Raw genomic sequence first — 16476 nt, forward strand, 5'->3', positions numbered from 1 at the left:
CGTGTTTCATTTGCGTCTGGTTCATCAGAGCGGGTATTCATGGCGACAATCCTTCGTAAGTCAGAGCATTACCCATGACCGCATTGATTGAAGACTACGCACTGCTGGGCAACTGCCAGACGGCTGCACTGGTTTCGCGCGACGGTTCCCTGGACTGGCTCTGCTTTCCGCGTTTTGACTCCCCCTCCTGCTTCTCGGCGTTATTGGGTGACAGTGATCACGGTCGCTGGAGAATTGCCCCGCACGCCGAGGTCGTCTCCGTGCAAAGGCGTTATCGCACCGGCACGCTGATTCTTGAGACGCTGTTCGAAACACGCACCGGGCGGGCAATGCTCGTCGAGTTCATGCCCATGCATACATCAGGGCATGTGGTGCGGATGGTGGTGGGGTTGTCCGGCGAGGTCGCCTTCGACATGGATTTGGCCATTCGTTTTGACTACGGCAGTACCGTGCCTTGGGTCGAGAAGAAAGATCCACATACCCTGACCGCCGTAGCCGGTCCCGAGATGCTGGTGCTGCGCAGCCCGGTGCCGCTGCTTCCAGAGGATCACCATACGGCCAGCCATTTCAGCGTCGGGGAGGGCGATCGCAAGGTGTTCACCCTGGCGTATCAGGCCTCCTATGCGACCATGCAGGGTGACATTGATGCCGAGCAGGCGCTTGAAACCACCGAACGCTACTGGCGTGAATTTTCGGACCGCTGTCCTGATGTAGGTCCCTGGACGGAACAAGTCAAACGCTCACTGATCACGCTCAAGGCCATGACCTATGCCTCCACGGGCGGTATCGTCGCTGCGGTGACGACTTCATTGCCTGAGCAGTTGGGGGGCGAGCGCAACTGGGATTACCGCTACTGCTGGCTGCGGGATGCCACGATGACGCTGTTGGCGTTCATGAATCTGGGCTATTTCGAAGAAGCGACCGCCTGGCGCGACTGGTTGCTGCGCTCGGTTGCCGGCAATCCTGAGCAGATTCAAATCATGTACGGGGTAGGGGGCGAGCGTCGGCTGGCAGAGTTCGAATTGCCGTGGCTGAGCGGTTATGAGGGCTCGCAGCCAGTGCGTGTGGGCAATGGCGCGGCCACGCAAGTCCAGCTGGACGTCTATGGCGAAGTGGCGGACGCGATGATTCAGGCGCTCAAGGGCGGCATGCCTCGTCACCCCCGCAGCGTCGCCATCTCCAAGGTGGTCATGCCCTTCCTGGAGAAGGTCTGGCACCTGCCGGACGCCGGTATTTGGGAAATTCGTTCCGAGCCTCGTCATTTCACCCATTCCAAGGTCATGGCCTGGGTGGCGTTCGACCGTAACGCGACGCAAATCGCCCAAGCGGCTGAAAACGACGAAGACCGCGCGTTGAGCAAACATTATCGTCAGGTGGCTGACGAGATTCATGCCGACGTTTGTCGCAATGGTTTCAATGCGCAACTCAACAGCTTCGTGCAGACGTATGGTGCGAAGGAATTGGATGCCAGTCTGCTGCAGATCGTCCTGACCGGTTTCCTGCCGGCCGACGACCCGCGTGTGATCGGCACCGTGGCGCAAATCGAGCGCACGCTGATGAAGGATGGTCTGTTGTTGCGTTACGACGCCGAGCGCAGTGTGGACGGTGTATCAGGGGCCGAGGGGACGTTCCTGGTGTGTTCGTTCTGGCTGGCCGATGCCTACGTACTGCTGGGGCGCGCAGACGAGGCGGCTGCCTTGTTTGGTCGGCTTTGCGATCTCTGCAACGATGTCGGCCTGCTGGCCGAGCAATACGATCCTCAGGCGGGGCGCATGTTGGGCAATTTTCCTCAGGCGTTCAGCCACATAGGGATCATCAACACTGCGCTGAATCTTCATCGTGCGGTGTGCCCGGCGAGGGCGCGCATGTCAGGTGAACTGGATGGCTGCGTCTGATCCTGTCGAGCTCGGTCAAGCCGCGCAGCGTATCAGCCCGCCTTTCTGAAGGTCAGATTGATGCGCTGTTCGCCGAGCAAAGGATGATGGTCCGCCTTCACGGGCAGGATCCCGTGAAAGCGCAGTCTGTCCTCGCCTCCCCAGACCACGACATCGCCATGAAACAGTGAGACACGCTCAGGCTTGTCGCTGCGTTGCAGGCCGCCGAACTGGAAAATGGCCGCTATGCCCAGAGACACCGAAACAACCGGCCAGCGTTGGTCCTGCTCGTCCTTGTCCTGATGCAGCGTCATTTTGGCGCCCGGAACATAGCGATTGATCAGGCAGGCGTCAGGCATGAATCCGTCGAAGCCTGCCATTTGTGCAGCGTTCTGTGCCAGTTCCAGAAAGACAGTCGGCATTGGAGGCCACGGTTTTTCGGTTTGCGGGTCGGTATGGCTGTAGCGGTAACCATGAGGGTCGGTGATCCAGCCAAGCTCACCGCAGCTGCTCAAAGCGGCTGACATGGTGTGCCCACCGGGGGTGACCATCTGTCTGAAGGGCGCTTGCGACACTGTTTCGCGCAGCGCGGGCAGCAATCGCTCGATAACCGGCAGGGCGAGGCCTCGGAACAGCCAGGACTGCGGGCCTATCTGCTGCCGAGTCGCGGGCTGAGGCGGGTCATCGGCAAACAGATCGAAGGTAGCGCCAGTATCGCCCTTGCTTTGCATGATCGAGTCCAACACCTGCTAGTGTTTTATAACGCTTTGCTGACTTTGACATCGCTGATCTGTTCGTCGCTTTGACCGTGCATTTTTTCCAGCGCAGCGCGGGCTTCTTCTACGGATGCAGAGTGCAGTTGGGCGAATTCGAAGCGGCGTTCGCCGTTGAGTTTGTAGCTGACGGCGAATTTGGTGGTACGAGCAGGACTGTTCATGGTGACTCCTTGTATCGGCGTATCAGCGCAGGCTTGAGGTCGAGCGACGTACGATCTTGATGGAATGGGTGAAGGCCGGCTTGCGCCCTGGCGTGGCATCCGGTTTGCGCCCAGTGGTGTCGATGGTGATATTCCAGAAGCCAGTGCTGGGGGCGGCGATCTTGGCCGGGAAGGTGTCAAAAGCCCCGCCGTGGTAGGTGTGGCGGCCGCCGTTCTTGAAACTGCGAAAGTTTGCGTCGTTCATCAGGCGAATGTTGCAGAGCTGTGAGCACTGAATGACGACCAAGTCGTCCTCGTTCAGGTGCTCACGCTGGTGTACGAATTTCATGTAAAACTCCGGAGAATTGGCTTTTTCTGAAAAATCAAAACGATAGCATGCGGCGTACGCCAATTGACGTCAGCGGGCCGTTAATTGCGCCTTTTTAGGCAAATAATCGCTCGCCGGGGATTTAATCGGGCCGGTGCTGGTCGTACCACCTTTATTTGGAGGATTCTATGAAACTGGCAGCAGTAGTCATCCTGGCATTGGCAATGACCGGCTGTGCGACGGTAAGCGATATCGAGCACACGCCCGCGACCATGAACATGATATCGGGCAAGACCCCGCAGGAATACGCTGACTGTTTCATGGGCAAGATCGGCAGCAGTCGCTCGCAGCCGACCGTGGAACCTCGTCATGACGGACTGCGCTTGATCGTGGCTCAGAAAATGAGCAAGTCACCGACTGCCATCGTCGATGTCGAAAACCGTTCGGGGGGCAGTTCTATCAAGGTCTACGAGCGTCTTGCCAATGTGCCCATCCGTTTTCGCGACGTTCAACACGCTGCCGAAGCCTGCATCTCAGGCTGAATGAGTCAGCCCGCTCCATTGCGGAGCGGGCTGTATCAGCGACTTACTTGCAAACCACCAGAACGCTGCGGCTCTTGTAGTTGCCCACGTCCACGCCTAAAGTCTTTTCGCTTTCCTCGGGCCGCGGTGTGCCGTCCGTACCGACAATCTCATACCCGGTGCCAGCGCACGAGGCGTCGGCCTTTTCATAGCAACTGGCCCAGGACATGGCTTCGCCAGAGCAGTCGATGCTCAGCCCTTGCTTGCCATTCTTAAGATACGTGTTAGAGGCGGTGGCGCAGCCGGTGAGGCCCAGCACAGCAATAATGGACAACAATCTGATCATGTTTTTCGCTTCGAGAGAGTAAGAGCCGAGAGGCGGGTATATGCGTTGTTCGACTGGCGGGTGGTGCCATCGTTCCGCCATGTTTTAATCATATCTACTGTGTGCCGCTTTTTTGTCGCCCTTGGGCAAGGGGGGCGCGCTCCTGTCATGTATCTGCGTGGTTCAGGGCGACGCCAAGCGATTATCTGAACTACGCTACTGCCGGCGGATGCCCGTACCTATCGAGTTTGGAATGTCACGCGATACTGAAAAATGACGGCGTGCGGGGCGGAAATGCAAGCATCATGCCTGAAGCGAAGGCCGTTATCAGCTGAATCAGTGGTCGCAATATATGCATTTTGCGGAACTATCCGCGCCTGATTGTCTCTACCAACACATCCTGCGGCCCGTGGCGAGGCATTGTAAGGTGACCGCCGCCTGATTAGACTCCGCCGTAAACACCAACAGCCCTTATTAAGGACTTTTATGATCAAGAAATGCTTGTTCCCAGCAGCCGGTTACGGCACTCGCTTTTTGCCAGCGACAAAGGCCATGCCCAAGGAAATGCTGCCGGTGGTCAACAAGCCACTGATCCAATACGGTGTAGAAGAAGCCCTTGCGGCTGGTCTGAGCCAGATTTCAATCGTAACGGGTCGCGGCAAGCGCGCGCTGGAAGACCACTTCGACATCAGCTACGAGCTTGAGCACCAGATCAAGGGCACCGACAAGGAGAAGTACCTGGTCGGCATCCGCAAACTGATCGACGAGTGCAGCTTCTCTTACACTCGCCAGACCGAAATGAAAGGCCTGGGTCATGCGATCCTCAGCGGTCGTCCGCTGATTGGCAACGAAGCGTTCGCAGTGGTTCTGGCGGACGATCTTTGCGTCAACCTCGATGGCGACGGCGTTCTGGCTCAGATGGTCAAGCTGCATAACCACTACGGCTGCTCGATCATCGCGATCCAGGAAGTCGATCCTAACGAAACCAACAAGTACGGCGTGATTGCCGGCGACGAGATCAAGCCAGGCCTGTTCCGTGTCACCGACATGGTTGAAAAGCCAAAGCCTGAAGACGCGCCATCCAACATGGCGATCATCGGCCGTTACATTCTGACTCCGGATATCTTCGAGAAGATCGAGCAGACCGAGCCAGGCAAGGGCGGTGAAATCCAGATCACTGACGCGCTGATGAAGCAGGCTGCCGAAGGCAATGTCCTGGCGTACAAGTTCAAAGGTCAGCGTTTCGACTGCGGTGGTGCCGAAGGCTACATCGAAGCGACCAACTTCTGCTTCGAGCACTTTTACAAGACTGGCAAGGCTTACTGATAGATTGCTGTCTGCGTTTCAAGTCAGAGCCACCTTCGGGTGGCTTTGTCATGTCTGACTGACCGCCAAGCGGTTATGCTGTGCCCCTGCTAAGGAGACAATGATGGCTTACGATTTCGATCTGTTTGTAATTGGCGCGGGTTCAGGGGGCGTCAGGGCGGCGCGTTTTGCTGCGGGTTTCGGCGCCAGGGTGGCCGTTGCCGAGAGCCGCTATCTGGGCGGCACCTGCGTCAACGTTGGGTGCGTGCCCAAGAAGCTGATGGTGTACAGCTCGCATTTCTCTGAAGATTTCGAGCATGCCAAGGGCTTTGGCTGGGCGCTGGGCAAGGCGAGTTTCGACTGGCCGACGCTGATCGCCAACAAGGATCGCGAAATCAATCGCCTCAACGGCATCTATCGCAAGTTGCTGGTCGACAGCGGCGTCACGCTGCTGGAAGGCCATGCCAGGCTGGCAGGTGCCAACAACGTTGAAATCAACGGCCAGACCTATACGGCCGAACGCATTCTTATCGCGACCGGTGGCTGGCCTCAAGTGCCTGACGTGCCTGGGCGCGAGCATGCGATTACCTCCAACGAGGCTTTTTTTCTCAAGGAGTTGCCCAAGCGCATCGTCGTGGTTGGCGGGGGCTATATCGCCGTAGAGTTTGCGTCCATTTTCAACGGACTCGGCTCGGACACGACGCTGGTTTACCGTGGCGATATGTTCCTGCGCGGCTTTGACGGCAGTGTGCGCACACACCTGCACGAAGAGTTGCTCAAGCGTCACATGGATATCCGTTTCAACAGTGACATCGAGCGCATCGAGAAGCAGGCTGACGGCACGCTGAAACTGAGTATGAAAGGCGGCGGCACGCTGGAAACCGATTGCGTGTTCTATGCCACTGGCCGTCGTCCGATGCTCGACAACCTCGGGCTGGACAGCGTCAATGTCAAACTCGACGATCACGGCTACATTGAAGTCGATCAGGACTACCAAAGCAGCGAGCCTTCCATCCTGGCCATTGGCGATGTCATCGGCGGTGTACAGCTGACGCCGGTGGCGCTGGCCGAGGGCATGGCGTTGGCTCGACGCCTGTTCAAGCCGGAACAGTACCGCCCGGTGGACTATAACCATATACCGACGGCCGTCTTCAGCCTGCCCAACATAGGCACCGTGGGCCTGACCGAAGAAGCAGCTGTGGAGGCGGGGCATCAGGTGCAGATTTTTGAAAGTCGTTTCAGGCCGATGAAGCTGACCCTGACCGATGATCAGGAACGCACCCTGATGAAATTGGTGGTGGATGCCAAGACCGATCGCGTGCTGGGCTGCCACATGGTGGGGCCTGATGCGGGCGAGATCGTGCAAAGCCTGGCGATCGCGATCAAGGCCGGGGCCACCAAGCAGGTGTTCGACGACACCATTGGCGTGCATCCGACGGCTGCCGAAGAGTTTGTAACGATGCGTACGCCAGTCAAACGTTAGGTAATAAACGCCCGAGACTCAGGATGAATCTCGGGCTGACAGACAATCAAGAGGAAGGACCCTGGCAGTGAACAGGCATAAACCGACGGGCACGATGCCCTTGCATTCGCCTCGTCATCCGCACAATCCCACTCAACAGATCGATGTGCTCCGCGAAAGCGAGCGGCAATTCAGGTTGTTGGCCGATAACATGAGCCAGTTGGCCTGGACGGCTGATCCGCGTGGTCATATCCAGTGGTACAACGAGCGCTGGTATCTCTACACCGGCACTTCCCTTGAAGCCATGCAGGCGCTGGGCTGGCGTTCGGTGCTCAATCCTGAGCATCGGGAGCGGGTGGTGACTCGCCTGCAGCATTGCTTTGCAACCGGTTCCATCTGGGAAGATACCTTTGCGTTGCGCTCCAAAGAGGGCGTCTTCAACTGGTTTTTGTCTCGCGCCCTGCCGATGCGTGATGAGCACGGCCACATCACCCACTGGCTGGGCACTCATACCGACATCACGGCCCAAGTCAGGGCTGAAGAGGCGTTGCGCGAGCTGAATGAAAACCTTGAGCTGCGAGTTGCCGAGCGCACTCGGCAGCTGGCTCGGACTAACGAACTTTTGCAGATCCAGATCAACGAGCGTGCCCAGGCTGAAGAAGTCCTGCGCCATGCGCAGAAGATGGATGCGATCGGCCAGTTGACGGGCGGCATCGCGCATGACTTCAACAACATGCTTACAGGCGTGCTCGGGGCGCTGGATCTGATTCAGCGCAGGGCGATGGCGGGGCGTCTGGATGATGTCGAGCGCTATGTCGGTGCCGCCATCGCATCGGCCAATCGAGCGGGTGCGCTGACTCAGCGACTGCTCACGTTTGCACGTCGCCAGCCCATCGACACGTGCGTGGTCGATATCAATCGCATGATTGCCTCAATGGAAGCGCTGCTACAGGGGACCGTGTCGAATCAGACGCATCTTGGTTTCGATCTGGAAGACAATCTGCAAGCGGTGTGGACGGACGAGCACCAGTTGGAAAACGCGTTGTTGAATCTGGTCATCAACGCCCGGGATGCCATGCCTGAGGGCGGTAGGTTAACGGTGATCACGCGGGCGGCAAGTGTCACGGTGCGTCAGGGTGCATTGACGCCGGGTGAGTATGTGGTGCTCGGTGTCGAAGATGATGGCTGCGGCATTGATAAGAATGTGATCGATCAGGTGTTCGATCCGTTTTTCACCACCAAGCCTGTCGGGCAGGGAACGGGGCTGGGGTTGTCGATGGTTTACGGTTTCATCAAGCAGACGGGTGGGCACGTACAGATCGAGAGTGCTCTAGGGCTGGGCACCCGGGTTGATCTGTATCTGCCGTGCCAGGTTAATCCCGTTACTTGACGGAGTCAGTCGGTTTCGTGGCGGTGTTCGGTTTTTTTCTGGGTGAGCGGGTTTTGACATCGGGTTCGCCAGACGACGTCAATGCCTCCAGCGCCGCTTCCTTTTTGATCAGCATTAATTCCAGCATCCGGTTTTGCTGCTGCGTGTCCTTAAGATTCTGCTTGAGGTCGACGGTGTCGGCCTCAAGTCCGCGTATCTTTTCTTCCAGCAAGGCGCATTGGGTCTGAATGCGCTGATGATCCAGGGTCGATGACATAAGTTGGCTGCTGGTCTTTTCTGTCAGGTCCTTTTGCAAATTCAGGTCGCGCTGAGTGCTGCGGTTTTCAGCGAGCAGTCGTTCGTTGTCACGGTTCAACTGGGTGATGTCTTCCTGACGAATGCTCAGGCTTTGCTGGGCGTGCCGCAGGTCCATCTGCAACTGCTGGACCTGGCCTTCGTGGCGCTGCAATTCGTGCTCGCGCTGCTCCTTGACCGACTGTCGATAATGTTCCAGTGCGTCGCGAGCGTGCTGGTGTTTTTCTTCGAGCGACCGAATTTGCTCGTTCTTGTCCAGCAGGCGCGTCTCCTGATCTGAATTGGCCTGGATGAGTCGGGTGTTTTCGCGGTGTGCGCTTTGCAGTGTTTCCTGAAGGTCGAGCAGGGCAGTGGCCTGGCGTTCAAGCATCATGTTCTGGTCGCTGATCCGTTCGTTCAGGCCCTGTATCTGCTGCTGTGCGGCCGACAGCTCCCGTTGCATCGCTTGGCAGGTCGAAACGTGGTCGGCACTCAGCTGATCAATGCGTTCCTGAGCTTGCTCTTCCAGTCGTTGGGCAAGATGGGCCACCAGATGCGTCAGTTCTTCGTTGATAGCTGGCGCAGGCGAGTGCGTGGTTTCAAGTTCCTTGAGGTAGCGATGGATGGTGGTCTTCGACCCGGTATTGCCCATTTCGATGCGTACTGCATCGATGCTGGGGTTCTCGCCTCGCGCCAGCAGGGCGGTCCTTGCCTTGAGCACCAACGCCCTGTTTACGCCGCCCCGTGCCATAAATTCTCCTACGATTTCGTACTGTGGTATGTACCCTGTAAATACATACTATATAGATCGGGTAAAGTTGTCATTATTTGAATTTTATGGTACGGGATATTGGCGTATTATCCCGTGTCAGGCGTTCTGAGCACTTAAATTGGCGCTCGATCAGTACACAACAGCAGGTTATTGCCCATGAACGATGTCGATCGCTATCTGGAAGCCGCGACCCGCTACAACACGCGGCGCAGCTATCGATCTGCCATTGAGCACTTCGAGGTGACGTGGGGCGGGTTTCTGCCTGCGACCAGCGAGAGCGTGGCGCGGTATCTGGCGCGGTATGCAGGAGAGCTGTCAGTCAATACGTTGAAATCGCGGCTGTCGGCGCTCGCTCAATGGCATTCCAGTCAGGGATTTGTCGACCCGACGCGCTCGCCAGTCGTGCGTAAGGTGCTCAAAGGCATCCGCGCCCTGCATCCCGCTCAGGAAAAGCAGGCGCAGCCCCTGCAATTGAACGACCTTGAGCGGGTCGTCGCATGGCTCGAAACTGAATCGCAGCAGGCGCAGGCCCGTCACGATCAATCCGGCGTGCTGCGCTGCCGACGTGACCGGGCGCTGATTTTGCTGGGCTTCTGGCGGGGGTTTCGCAGTGACGAGCTGTGCCGGCTGAAGATTCAGGATGTCAAGGCGATGGCCGGTGCCGGTATCACGCTTTATCTGCCACGCAGCAAGGGCGATCGAGACAATGCCGGCAGGACCTATCAGACACCCGCGCTACAACGGCTGTGCCCGGTAGAGGCTTATATCGACTGGATCAATTGCGCCGCGCTGGTGCGTGGACCGGTGTTTCGGGCGGTGGATCGCTGGGGTAATCTGGGTGAGGAGGGTCTGCACGCCAACAGCATCATTCCTTTATTACGCCAGGCGCTGGCTCGCGCGGGCATTGCCGCTGAAGGCTATACCAGCCATTCGCTGCGCCGTGGCTTTGCCAGTTGGGCGCATCAGAATGGGTGGGACATCAAGTCGCTAATGGCCTATGTGGGCTGGAGGGACATGAAGTCTGCGATGCGTTACATTGAAGCTTCACCGTTTCTGAGTGCCAGCGAAGGCCAGATCGGTCTGAAGGTTTCTTCTATTGATAAGCTGCCCTCATAGTGAAAAGCAATCAGTGACATCAGGTTTGCCAATGAGCCATTGTCATCGATCATGCGTAAGCTTCACTCCATCGAATCAACAACCCATCAGGAGATATACCGATGCCTATCATCAACAGCCAAGTAAAACCGTTCAAGGCAACCGCTTACAAGAACGGCTCTTTCGTTGACGTTTCGGACGCCGACTTCAAAGGCAAGTGGTCTGTCGTATTCTTCTACCCGGCTGACTTCACCTTCGTGTGCCCGACCGAGCTGGAAGACCTGGCTGACAACTACGCTGAGTTCCAGAAGCTGGGCGTTGAAATCTACAGCGTTTCGACCGACACCCACTTCGCCCACGCTGCATGGCACAACACTTCGCCTGCAATCGGCAAGATCCAGTACACCATGATCGGCGACCCGACCTTGACCATCTCGCGCAACTTCGACGTGCTGATCGAAGAAGCCGGTCTGGCTGACCGCGGTACGTTCGTGATCAACCCGGAAGGTCAGATCAAAATCGTTGAGCTGAACGACGGCGGCGTTGGTCGTGACGCTTCTGAGCTGCTGCGCAAAATCAAGGCTGCTCAGTACGTCGCTGCTCACCCAGGTGAAGTTTGCCCAGCCAAGTGGAAAGAAGGCGAGGCCACTCTGGCTCCGTCGCTGGACCTGGTCGGCAAGATCTGAGTCGTATGAATCGGCTAGGGGCGCTGAGCTCTTGAGCACGTAAACCGCATCGCCCCAAAAAACGCCCGGGCGGTAATCGCCTGGGCGTTGTTATTTCTACTCTCTGAAAATATTTGTCGAAGGAAGCCGCCACATGTTGGACGCCAATCTTAAAGCCCAGTTGAAATCTTACCTGGAGCGGGTCACTCGCCCCATCGAGATCGTCGCGTCCCTTGATGACGGCGCGAAGTCTCAGGAAATGCTCGCTCTGCTCAATGACGTGATCAGTGTTTCCAAAGACGTCACCTTGAATGACAGCGGCACCGATGCGCGCACGCCATCGTTCTCGCTCAACAGCCCTGGCCACGCGATCAGCCTGCGTTTTGCCGGTATCCCTATGGGGCACGAATTCACCTCGCTGGTCCTGGCGCTGCTGCAAGTCGGCGGCTATCCACCCAAGGTCAGTGCGGAAACCATCGAACAGGTTCGCAATCTTCAAGGCGAATTCAAGTTCGAAACCTATTTCTCGCAGTCCTGCCAGAACTGCCCGGACGTCGTTCAGGCGTTGAACCTGATGGCCGTGCTGAACCCGAACATCAAGCATGTTGCAATCGACGGCGCGCTGTTCCAGGACGAAGTCACCGATCGCAAGATTATGTCGGTGCCAAGCATTTACCTGAACGGTGAGCTGTTCGGCCAGGGTCGTATGGGACTGGAAGAAATTCTGGCCAAGATCGACACCGGTGCCGGCGCACGTCAGGCCGAGAAGCTCAATGCCAAACAGGCGTTTGACGTGCTGGTCGTCGGCGGTGGCCCTGCAGGTTCGGCAGCTGCTGTGTATGCTGCCCGTAAAGGCATCCGTACCGGCGTCGCCGCCGAGCGATTCGGCGGTCAAGTGCTCGATACGATGGCCATCGAGAACTTCATCTCGGTACAGCACACCGAAGGCCCGAAACTGGCCGTAGCGCTCGAAGAGCATGTCAAGCAGTACGAAGTCGACATCATGAACCTGCAGCGTGCGGACAAACTGATCCCTGGTGCGCACGGTGAGTTGCATGAAGTGCGTTTCGCCAGCGGCGCTAGCCTGAAAGCCAAGACCTTGATTCTGGCGACCGGCGCACGCTGGAGGGAGATGAACGTTCCAGGCGAGCAGCAATACCGTAACAAGGGTGTGGCTTACTGCCCGCACTGCGACGGTCCTCTGTTCAAAGGCAAGCGCGTTGCAGTGATCGGCGGTGGTAACTCGGGTGTCGAAGCGGCAATCGACCTGGCAGGCATCGTGTCTCACGTGACCCTGCTGGAGTTCGACGTTCAGCTGCGCGCCGATGCGGTATTGCAGCGCAAGCTGCACAGCCTGCCTAACGTGACCGTCATCACCAGTGCCCAGACCACTGAAGTGACCGGTGACGAGCAAAAGGTTAACGGCCTGCGTTACAAAAACCGTGTGACTGGCGAAGAGATCACCGTGCCGCTGGAAGGTATCTTCGTGCAGATCGGTCTGCTGCCTAACAGCGAATGGCTCAAGGGCTCCATCGAGCTGTCGCCGCGTGGTGAGATCGTGGTCGATGCGCGCGGTGAAACATCGGTGCCGGGTATCTTTGCCGCCGGTGACGTAACGGTTGCGCCTTACAAACAGATCATCATTGCCCTGGGCGAGGGGGCCAAGGCTTCGTTGAGCGCCTTCGATCACCTGATCCGTACCTCTGCGCCAGCCTGATGTTCGTTCGCTGAATGCAGTACTGAGCCGTAAACAAAAAGCCCCATGAGCGATCATGGGGCTTTTTCGTTTGCCGTGGATTTAACGCTTAGAGCGGCGTTGGCTGGATGATCTCTACCCAGTAGCCATCCGGGTCCTTGATGAATGCCAGGCTGTTCATGCGGCCATCCGAGAGACGCTTCTGGAACTTCACGCCCAGGCTTTCAAAACGCTCGCAGGCCGCGACGACGTCAGGCACCGACACGCAGATGTGACCGAAGCCGCGCGGGTCGCTGTTGCCGTCGTGATAGACGGCCGACGGGTCGTTCTCGGTGCCGTGGTTGTGGGTCAGCTCCAGAATGCCCGGAATCGACTTCATCCACTCGTTACGAGCGGCATCGTCGGTCGGGATCAGCTTTTTGTCGGTCAGTGCCAGAAAGTACAGGCTGAACTCGGCTTCCGGGAAGTCGCGCTTCTCGACCAGGCTGAAGCCCAGCACGCGTGTGTAGAAATCCAGCGATGCAGTGATGTCTTTGACGCGCAGCATGGTGTGGTTGAACACGAACTGCCGGGTCGCGGTTTCGGGTTCGGCAGTCACGCCAGGAATGGAATTGAGGTCTTGCAGGCTCATGTGTGTCTCCAACATAGGTATTAAGGGTGCCAGATGATACGGAGCAGGGTGGCCTGTGCGAAACGCCGGCCCGTATAAAAGACCGTGGCCCTTGCGGGTAGCGGCCGACAGGCTCAGACTTTCCGGCCGACCGTTTTGATGGCCATGACCACCATGATTTTCTCGCAATGCCGACTTTCGCTCTTGAGCTTGTGCCTGCTGGGATGCCTTACAGAAGCGCATGCCGCCGACGTCATGATCATCTGGCCCGCAGGCTGGGAAGTGGAGTCTGTGCCGACAGCGGCGGACACCTCTTCTCAACCTTCCGTGCAGGTCAGACAGCGCGCTGTCAAAAACGATCAGTCGGGCAATCCACTGATGGTAATGGAGCTGACCCAGACCCGCTTGACGCCGGGGCATGAGGTCAATGTGCAAGGCGTGTTGCTGGAGATGCGCAAAGCGGTTCAGGTCAATTTTGCCCGAAGCGGTTTTCAAAGCGTTTGCACCCATGTGAAGAGCGGGCAGCTCAGTCAGGTGCCTGCGCTTGAAACCACCTGCACCGTCACTCAGAACGGCGTTCACGTGCTCACTCAGACGCTCGTGGCGGCAGCAGACAAGCAGAAGGCGTGGTCGCTGTCGTACGCAGGATCGGCGCAGGGCTACGCGGCGAACAAGGAGGAGGCGCTGAGTATTCGGGAAAGCCTGCGTTTGGACGAAGAGCCGTGAGGCTGCTTTTTCGCAGGCAAAAAGAAGCCCGCCGAAGCGGGCATGGGGCGCTATTCCTTTAGCGGCCTTCACTATGGAAGAGTGCATGTGAAAAATGTGTGAACCTCTTTCATGCTCGTCGTCAAGCGCGCGAAGGGTTCCTACGCGCTGAAAAGGCCATGCGTTAATTAACTATTCTGATTCTTCAAGGCTGACAGTTTGCTGAACAAACACTCAATTCCGTGTGATCCAAACTGCGTGCTGAATCGTATGAGCCATTGCAGAAATATTGGCGTCATTATTTTTACAGTATGAGCATTGTGACAGCTTATCGTCGCGTCGCTTGGTTTGACCGTGCCGACTCATGAATAGCCGACTGCAATGATGCGACAAAACTGAACAGCCTGGCGTTAACATTGATGTGCGACCATGACAATAAACAGACGCTGTCTGGACGGCAATAAAAAGCCCTGCAAGTGCAGGGCTTCAAGTGCGTAGTTGTGATCAGGCACGAAGCCAGGAATCAACAGTGTCGACACCGTATTGCTCTTTCCAGGCTTTGAGACCCCGGTGATTGCCGCCCTTGGTTTCAATCAGTTCACCGGTGTGCGGGTTCTGATAAACCTTTACGACGCGTGCACGGCGGCGTTTGGGGCCAGCCGGTGCAACCGCGGACGTAGAGCTGCCGGGATCGAGGATAGCGATGATGTCGCGCAGGCCTTTGCCGTAGCTACCCATCAGCTCCTGGAGCTTTTGCTCGAATTCAATCTCCTTCTTCAGGCCCGCATCATTCTTCATGGATTCCAGCTGAGCCAGCTGTTCCTGAAGGGCTTTTTCTGCTGCTCGAAACTCGGCAAGTCTGGACAAATAACACACTCCGACAATGTCATGGCTGTTGCCAGCCCAATAAAGCGATAAGACAAAACTGTTTGGCCGATCCGCTCGTACGGTTTCTGCCCACGACCCGCGTTTTCAATTGTAAAAACTAAGCCTTCCTGACTGGCCGGTCCGCAGATAGAGGGTAGTTACAACTCAACGGCCGGCAAATAATGCACCTTTTTTCTCAGTTAGAAAATAGTCTTGTTGAAATTGGTTAAAGCAACTGCATGCGGCAGTTGTTTGTCGTGGGCGGGGAGTGTGTTATTCGGTGCAGCGTTGTGTAAGTTATTTCCTATAATTCAGCTGGCCTGAAAGTGGCTGATGAATCATTGGCGGACACGAAAAAGCGAAGGGTCCGACAGGCGGATGTGATCGATAATGCAAAATCCGGCACGTCTCTGGAAGCGGTGCTCCTGAGGCTTGGAGCAACGCCCCGGGGGGGCTTCTGCGGTTTTCGTCGCGCCGGTTACAGGCCTTGCTGCAAAGCGGGGTCGTCAGGGTTTTGTTGTTCAAGCTCGGCCAACAGAATCTGTACGTTCTGCAACTGGCCGTTTTCCTTCCAGTACTGGATCAGTAAAACGCGTGCCTGGCGGTTGGCCGGGTCGTTCTGAACAATCTGCACCAGTTGTTTTTGCGCAGCTTCCAGTTGATCCAGATCATGCAATGCCACGGCAAGGTCATAGCGGTAAGCAGTGTTTTGCGGCTCCAGCTCCAACGCCTTGGCCAGGCTAAGCAAGGCGAACTCGCCTTGCCCATGATTCACTAGCCATATGCCCAGTGCGTGCTGCAGCAACGGCGCGTCCGGATGGCGTTCCAGAAGTCCGGCGAAAAGACTGCGCGCCTGTTCGGCCTGACCTTTTTTGTCCAGCAGCTCGATATGGGCCAGCGCCGCCTCGATATTTTCCGGGTCCAGCATGGTGGCACGTTGCAAGGCCGCCAGCGCGGGCTCCAGATCACCGGTCTGCAAATACAGCTTGGCGAGCTGCAACTGGTTGTCAACGGTCGCGGGCTGACTTTTGAGCGACTCCTGAAAGGCTTCTGCACTCTGTTGCAGCACGGCGAAATACAACCCCACGTCGTCAGGTGACAGGCCCAGCAGCGCGCGGGTGGCCGTGAATCTGACGGATTGATCCTTGTCGTCCAGCATCGGTCCGAGCAACAAACTGCGCTGACTGGCGGGGACCAGCTTGACACTGGTTGCGATGGCGGCCTGACGCACGGCGACCGATTCATCGTTGAGGCAGGCGTCGAGCAGCTTCAGCGCCTGGGGACTAGGGTAATTACTCAACTCGGCCAGCAGGGCAATGCGATGGGCGTCCGACAGGTCCGCGCGCGCCAGCTGTTGATACAGCACACGCGCCGCGCCGGGCTTGCCCTCATGGGCCTGATTGAGGGCCTGCACGTAAGTGTGAGTCAGGTTGACTGGCGTGGTTTGCGTAGGCGCGCCGCGCCATCCCCAGAACAATACCGTCAGAAACAATGCCGCGAGCACGGCCACCCCGGCGATCATCCAGCGACGACGATTGACTGATTGAGGTGACGAGTCCTTTGGGGGCTGTTTGGACATACCGATATCCATTGTTTGACGGCTTGCAGCTTCGTGGAGTCGCTGGCCTGTGTCAAACCGCGAGGGTAAACGAACGGGCAAAAAAATGCCCCG

At 57.4% G+C, this 16476-nt stretch carries 17 protein-coding genes; 9 read left to right on the plus strand and 8 right to left on the minus strand.

Going from position 1 to position 16476, the window contains the following annotated elements:
- The first annotated feature begins 74 nt into the window (after nt 1-74).
- Nucleotides 75-1895 carry a glycoside hydrolase family 15 protein gene (locus ALP40_RS19325; protein WP_122209795.1) on the plus strand — a complete coding sequence of 607 codons (1821 nt, stop codon included), beginning with the start codon at nt 75-77 and terminating at the stop codon, nt 1893-1895.
- A gap of 32 nt (nt 1896-1927) precedes the next feature.
- Here the strand turns inward: ALP40_RS19325 and alkB are convergent, their stop codons facing one another.
- Genes alkB through ALP40_RS19340 form a run of 3 tightly spaced genes read right to left on the minus strand, consistent with a single transcriptional unit; the run spans nt 1928 to nt 3139 of the window.
- A complete protein-coding gene (alkB, locus tag ALP40_RS19330) occupies nt 1928-2605 on the minus strand; it encodes a DNA oxidative demethylase AlkB (protein ID WP_122209796.1) in 678 nt (225 codons plus the stop codon).
- A gap of 26 nt (nt 2606-2631) precedes the next feature.
- Nucleotides 2632-2811 carry a hypothetical protein gene (locus tag ALP40_RS19335; protein ID WP_122209797.1) on the minus strand — a complete coding sequence of 60 codons (180 nt, stop codon included), beginning with the start codon at nt 2809-2811 and terminating at the stop codon, nt 2632-2634.
- 22 nt (nt 2812-2833) lie between these two features.
- Nucleotides 2834-3139, minus strand: coding sequence for a DUF1883 domain-containing protein (locus ALP40_RS19340; RefSeq protein ID WP_122209798.1), 306 nt, complete (start codon nt 3137-3139; stop codon nt 2834-2836).
- 167 nt (nt 3140-3306) lie between these two features.
- Here ALP40_RS19340 and ALP40_RS19345 point away from each other — a divergent pair, with 167 nt between their 5' ends.
- Nucleotides 3307-3660 (plus strand): hypothetical protein, encoded by a 354-nt coding sequence (locus ALP40_RS19345; RefSeq protein ID WP_122209799.1) that lies wholly within the window; start codon nt 3307-3309, stop codon nt 3658-3660.
- Between the two features lie 43 nt (nt 3661-3703).
- Here the strand turns inward: ALP40_RS19345 and ALP40_RS19350 are convergent, their stop codons facing one another.
- Nucleotides 3704-3985, minus strand: coding sequence for a hypothetical protein (locus ALP40_RS19350; RefSeq protein WP_122209800.1), 282 nt, complete (start codon nt 3983-3985; stop codon nt 3704-3706).
- A gap of 465 nt (nt 3986-4450) precedes the next feature.
- Between ALP40_RS19350 and galU the strand changes: the two genes are divergently transcribed.
- From galU to ALP40_RS19365, 3 genes are all read left to right on the plus strand, one after another.
- On the plus strand, nt 4451-5290 hold the full coding sequence (galU, locus tag ALP40_RS19355) for a UTP--glucose-1-phosphate uridylyltransferase GalU (RefSeq protein WP_122209801.1): 840 nt from the start codon (nt 4451-4453) through the stop codon (nt 5288-5290).
- A gap of 103 nt (nt 5291-5393) precedes the next feature.
- The gene (gorA, locus tag ALP40_RS19360; protein ID WP_122209802.1) at nt 5394-6752 is read left to right on the plus strand and encodes a glutathione-disulfide reductase; all 1359 of its coding nucleotides are present in this window, start codon (nt 5394-5396) and stop codon (nt 6750-6752) included.
- A 67-nt stretch (nt 6753-6819) separates the two neighbouring features.
- The gene (locus ALP40_RS19365; RefSeq protein WP_409077532.1) at nt 6820-8121 is read left to right on the plus strand and encodes an ATP-binding protein; all 1302 of its coding nucleotides are present in this window, start codon (nt 6820-6822) and stop codon (nt 8119-8121) included.
- Here ALP40_RS19365 and ALP40_RS19370 read toward each other — a convergent pair.
- Entirely contained in the window at nt 8114-9145 is a 1032-nt protein-coding gene (locus tag ALP40_RS19370; RefSeq protein ID WP_122209804.1) for a DNA-binding protein, read from the minus strand. The two genes, ALP40_RS19365 and ALP40_RS19370, sit on opposite strands and share 8 nt — an antisense overlap.
- A gap of 177 nt (nt 9146-9322) precedes the next feature.
- Here ALP40_RS19370 and ALP40_RS19375 point away from each other — a divergent pair, with 177 nt between their 5' ends.
- From ALP40_RS19375 to ahpF, 3 genes are all read left to right on the plus strand, one after another.
- Nucleotides 9323-10282 carry a site-specific integrase gene (locus tag ALP40_RS19375; protein WP_122209805.1) on the plus strand — a complete coding sequence of 320 codons (960 nt, stop codon included), beginning with the start codon at nt 9323-9325 and terminating at the stop codon, nt 10280-10282.
- 101 nt (nt 10283-10383) lie between these two features.
- Nucleotides 10384-10947 carry an alkyl hydroperoxide reductase subunit C gene (gene ahpC, locus ALP40_RS19380; protein WP_024687933.1) on the plus strand — a complete coding sequence of 188 codons (564 nt, stop codon included), beginning with the start codon at nt 10384-10386 and terminating at the stop codon, nt 10945-10947.
- A gap of 133 nt (nt 10948-11080) precedes the next feature.
- Nucleotides 11081-12643 (plus strand): alkyl hydroperoxide reductase subunit F, encoded by a 1563-nt coding sequence (gene ahpF, locus ALP40_RS19385; protein WP_122209806.1) that lies wholly within the window; start codon nt 11081-11083, stop codon nt 12641-12643.
- 88 nt (nt 12644-12731) lie between these two features.
- Here the strand turns inward: ahpF and gloA are convergent, their stop codons facing one another.
- Nucleotides 12732-13253, minus strand: coding sequence for a lactoylglutathione lyase (gene gloA / locus ALP40_RS19390; protein ID WP_122209807.1), 522 nt, complete (start codon nt 13251-13253; stop codon nt 12732-12734).
- A 153-nt stretch (nt 13254-13406) separates the two neighbouring features.
- Here gloA and ALP40_RS19395 point away from each other — a divergent pair, with 153 nt between their 5' ends.
- On the plus strand, nt 13407-13958 hold the full coding sequence (locus ALP40_RS19395; RefSeq protein ID WP_122209864.1) for a DUF4946 domain-containing protein: 552 nt from the start codon (nt 13407-13409) through the stop codon (nt 13956-13958).
- A gap of 483 nt (nt 13959-14441) precedes the next feature.
- On the opposite strand, the gene ALP40_RS19400 is transcribed toward ALP40_RS19395, so the two are convergent.
- Both ALP40_RS19400 and ALP40_RS19405 read right to left on the minus strand, forming a co-directional pair.
- Nucleotides 14442-14804, minus strand: a complete 363-nt coding sequence (locus tag ALP40_RS19400) for a histone-like nucleoid-structuring protein, MvaT/MvaU family (RefSeq protein ID WP_122209865.1) — start codon at nt 14802-14804, stop codon at nt 14442-14444.
- A gap of 478 nt (nt 14805-15282) precedes the next feature.
- Nucleotides 15283-16383 carry a lipopolysaccharide assembly protein LapB gene (locus tag ALP40_RS19405; RefSeq protein ID WP_181116038.1) on the minus strand — a complete coding sequence of 367 codons (1101 nt, stop codon included), beginning with the start codon at nt 16381-16383 and terminating at the stop codon, nt 15283-15285.
- Nucleotides 16384-16476: the final 93 nt, after the last annotated feature.

The organism is Pseudomonas viridiflava (assembly GCF_003702045.1).
Lineage (GTDB): Bacteria > Pseudomonadota > Gammaproteobacteria > Pseudomonadales > Pseudomonadaceae > Aquipseudomonas > Aquipseudomonas viridiflava_C.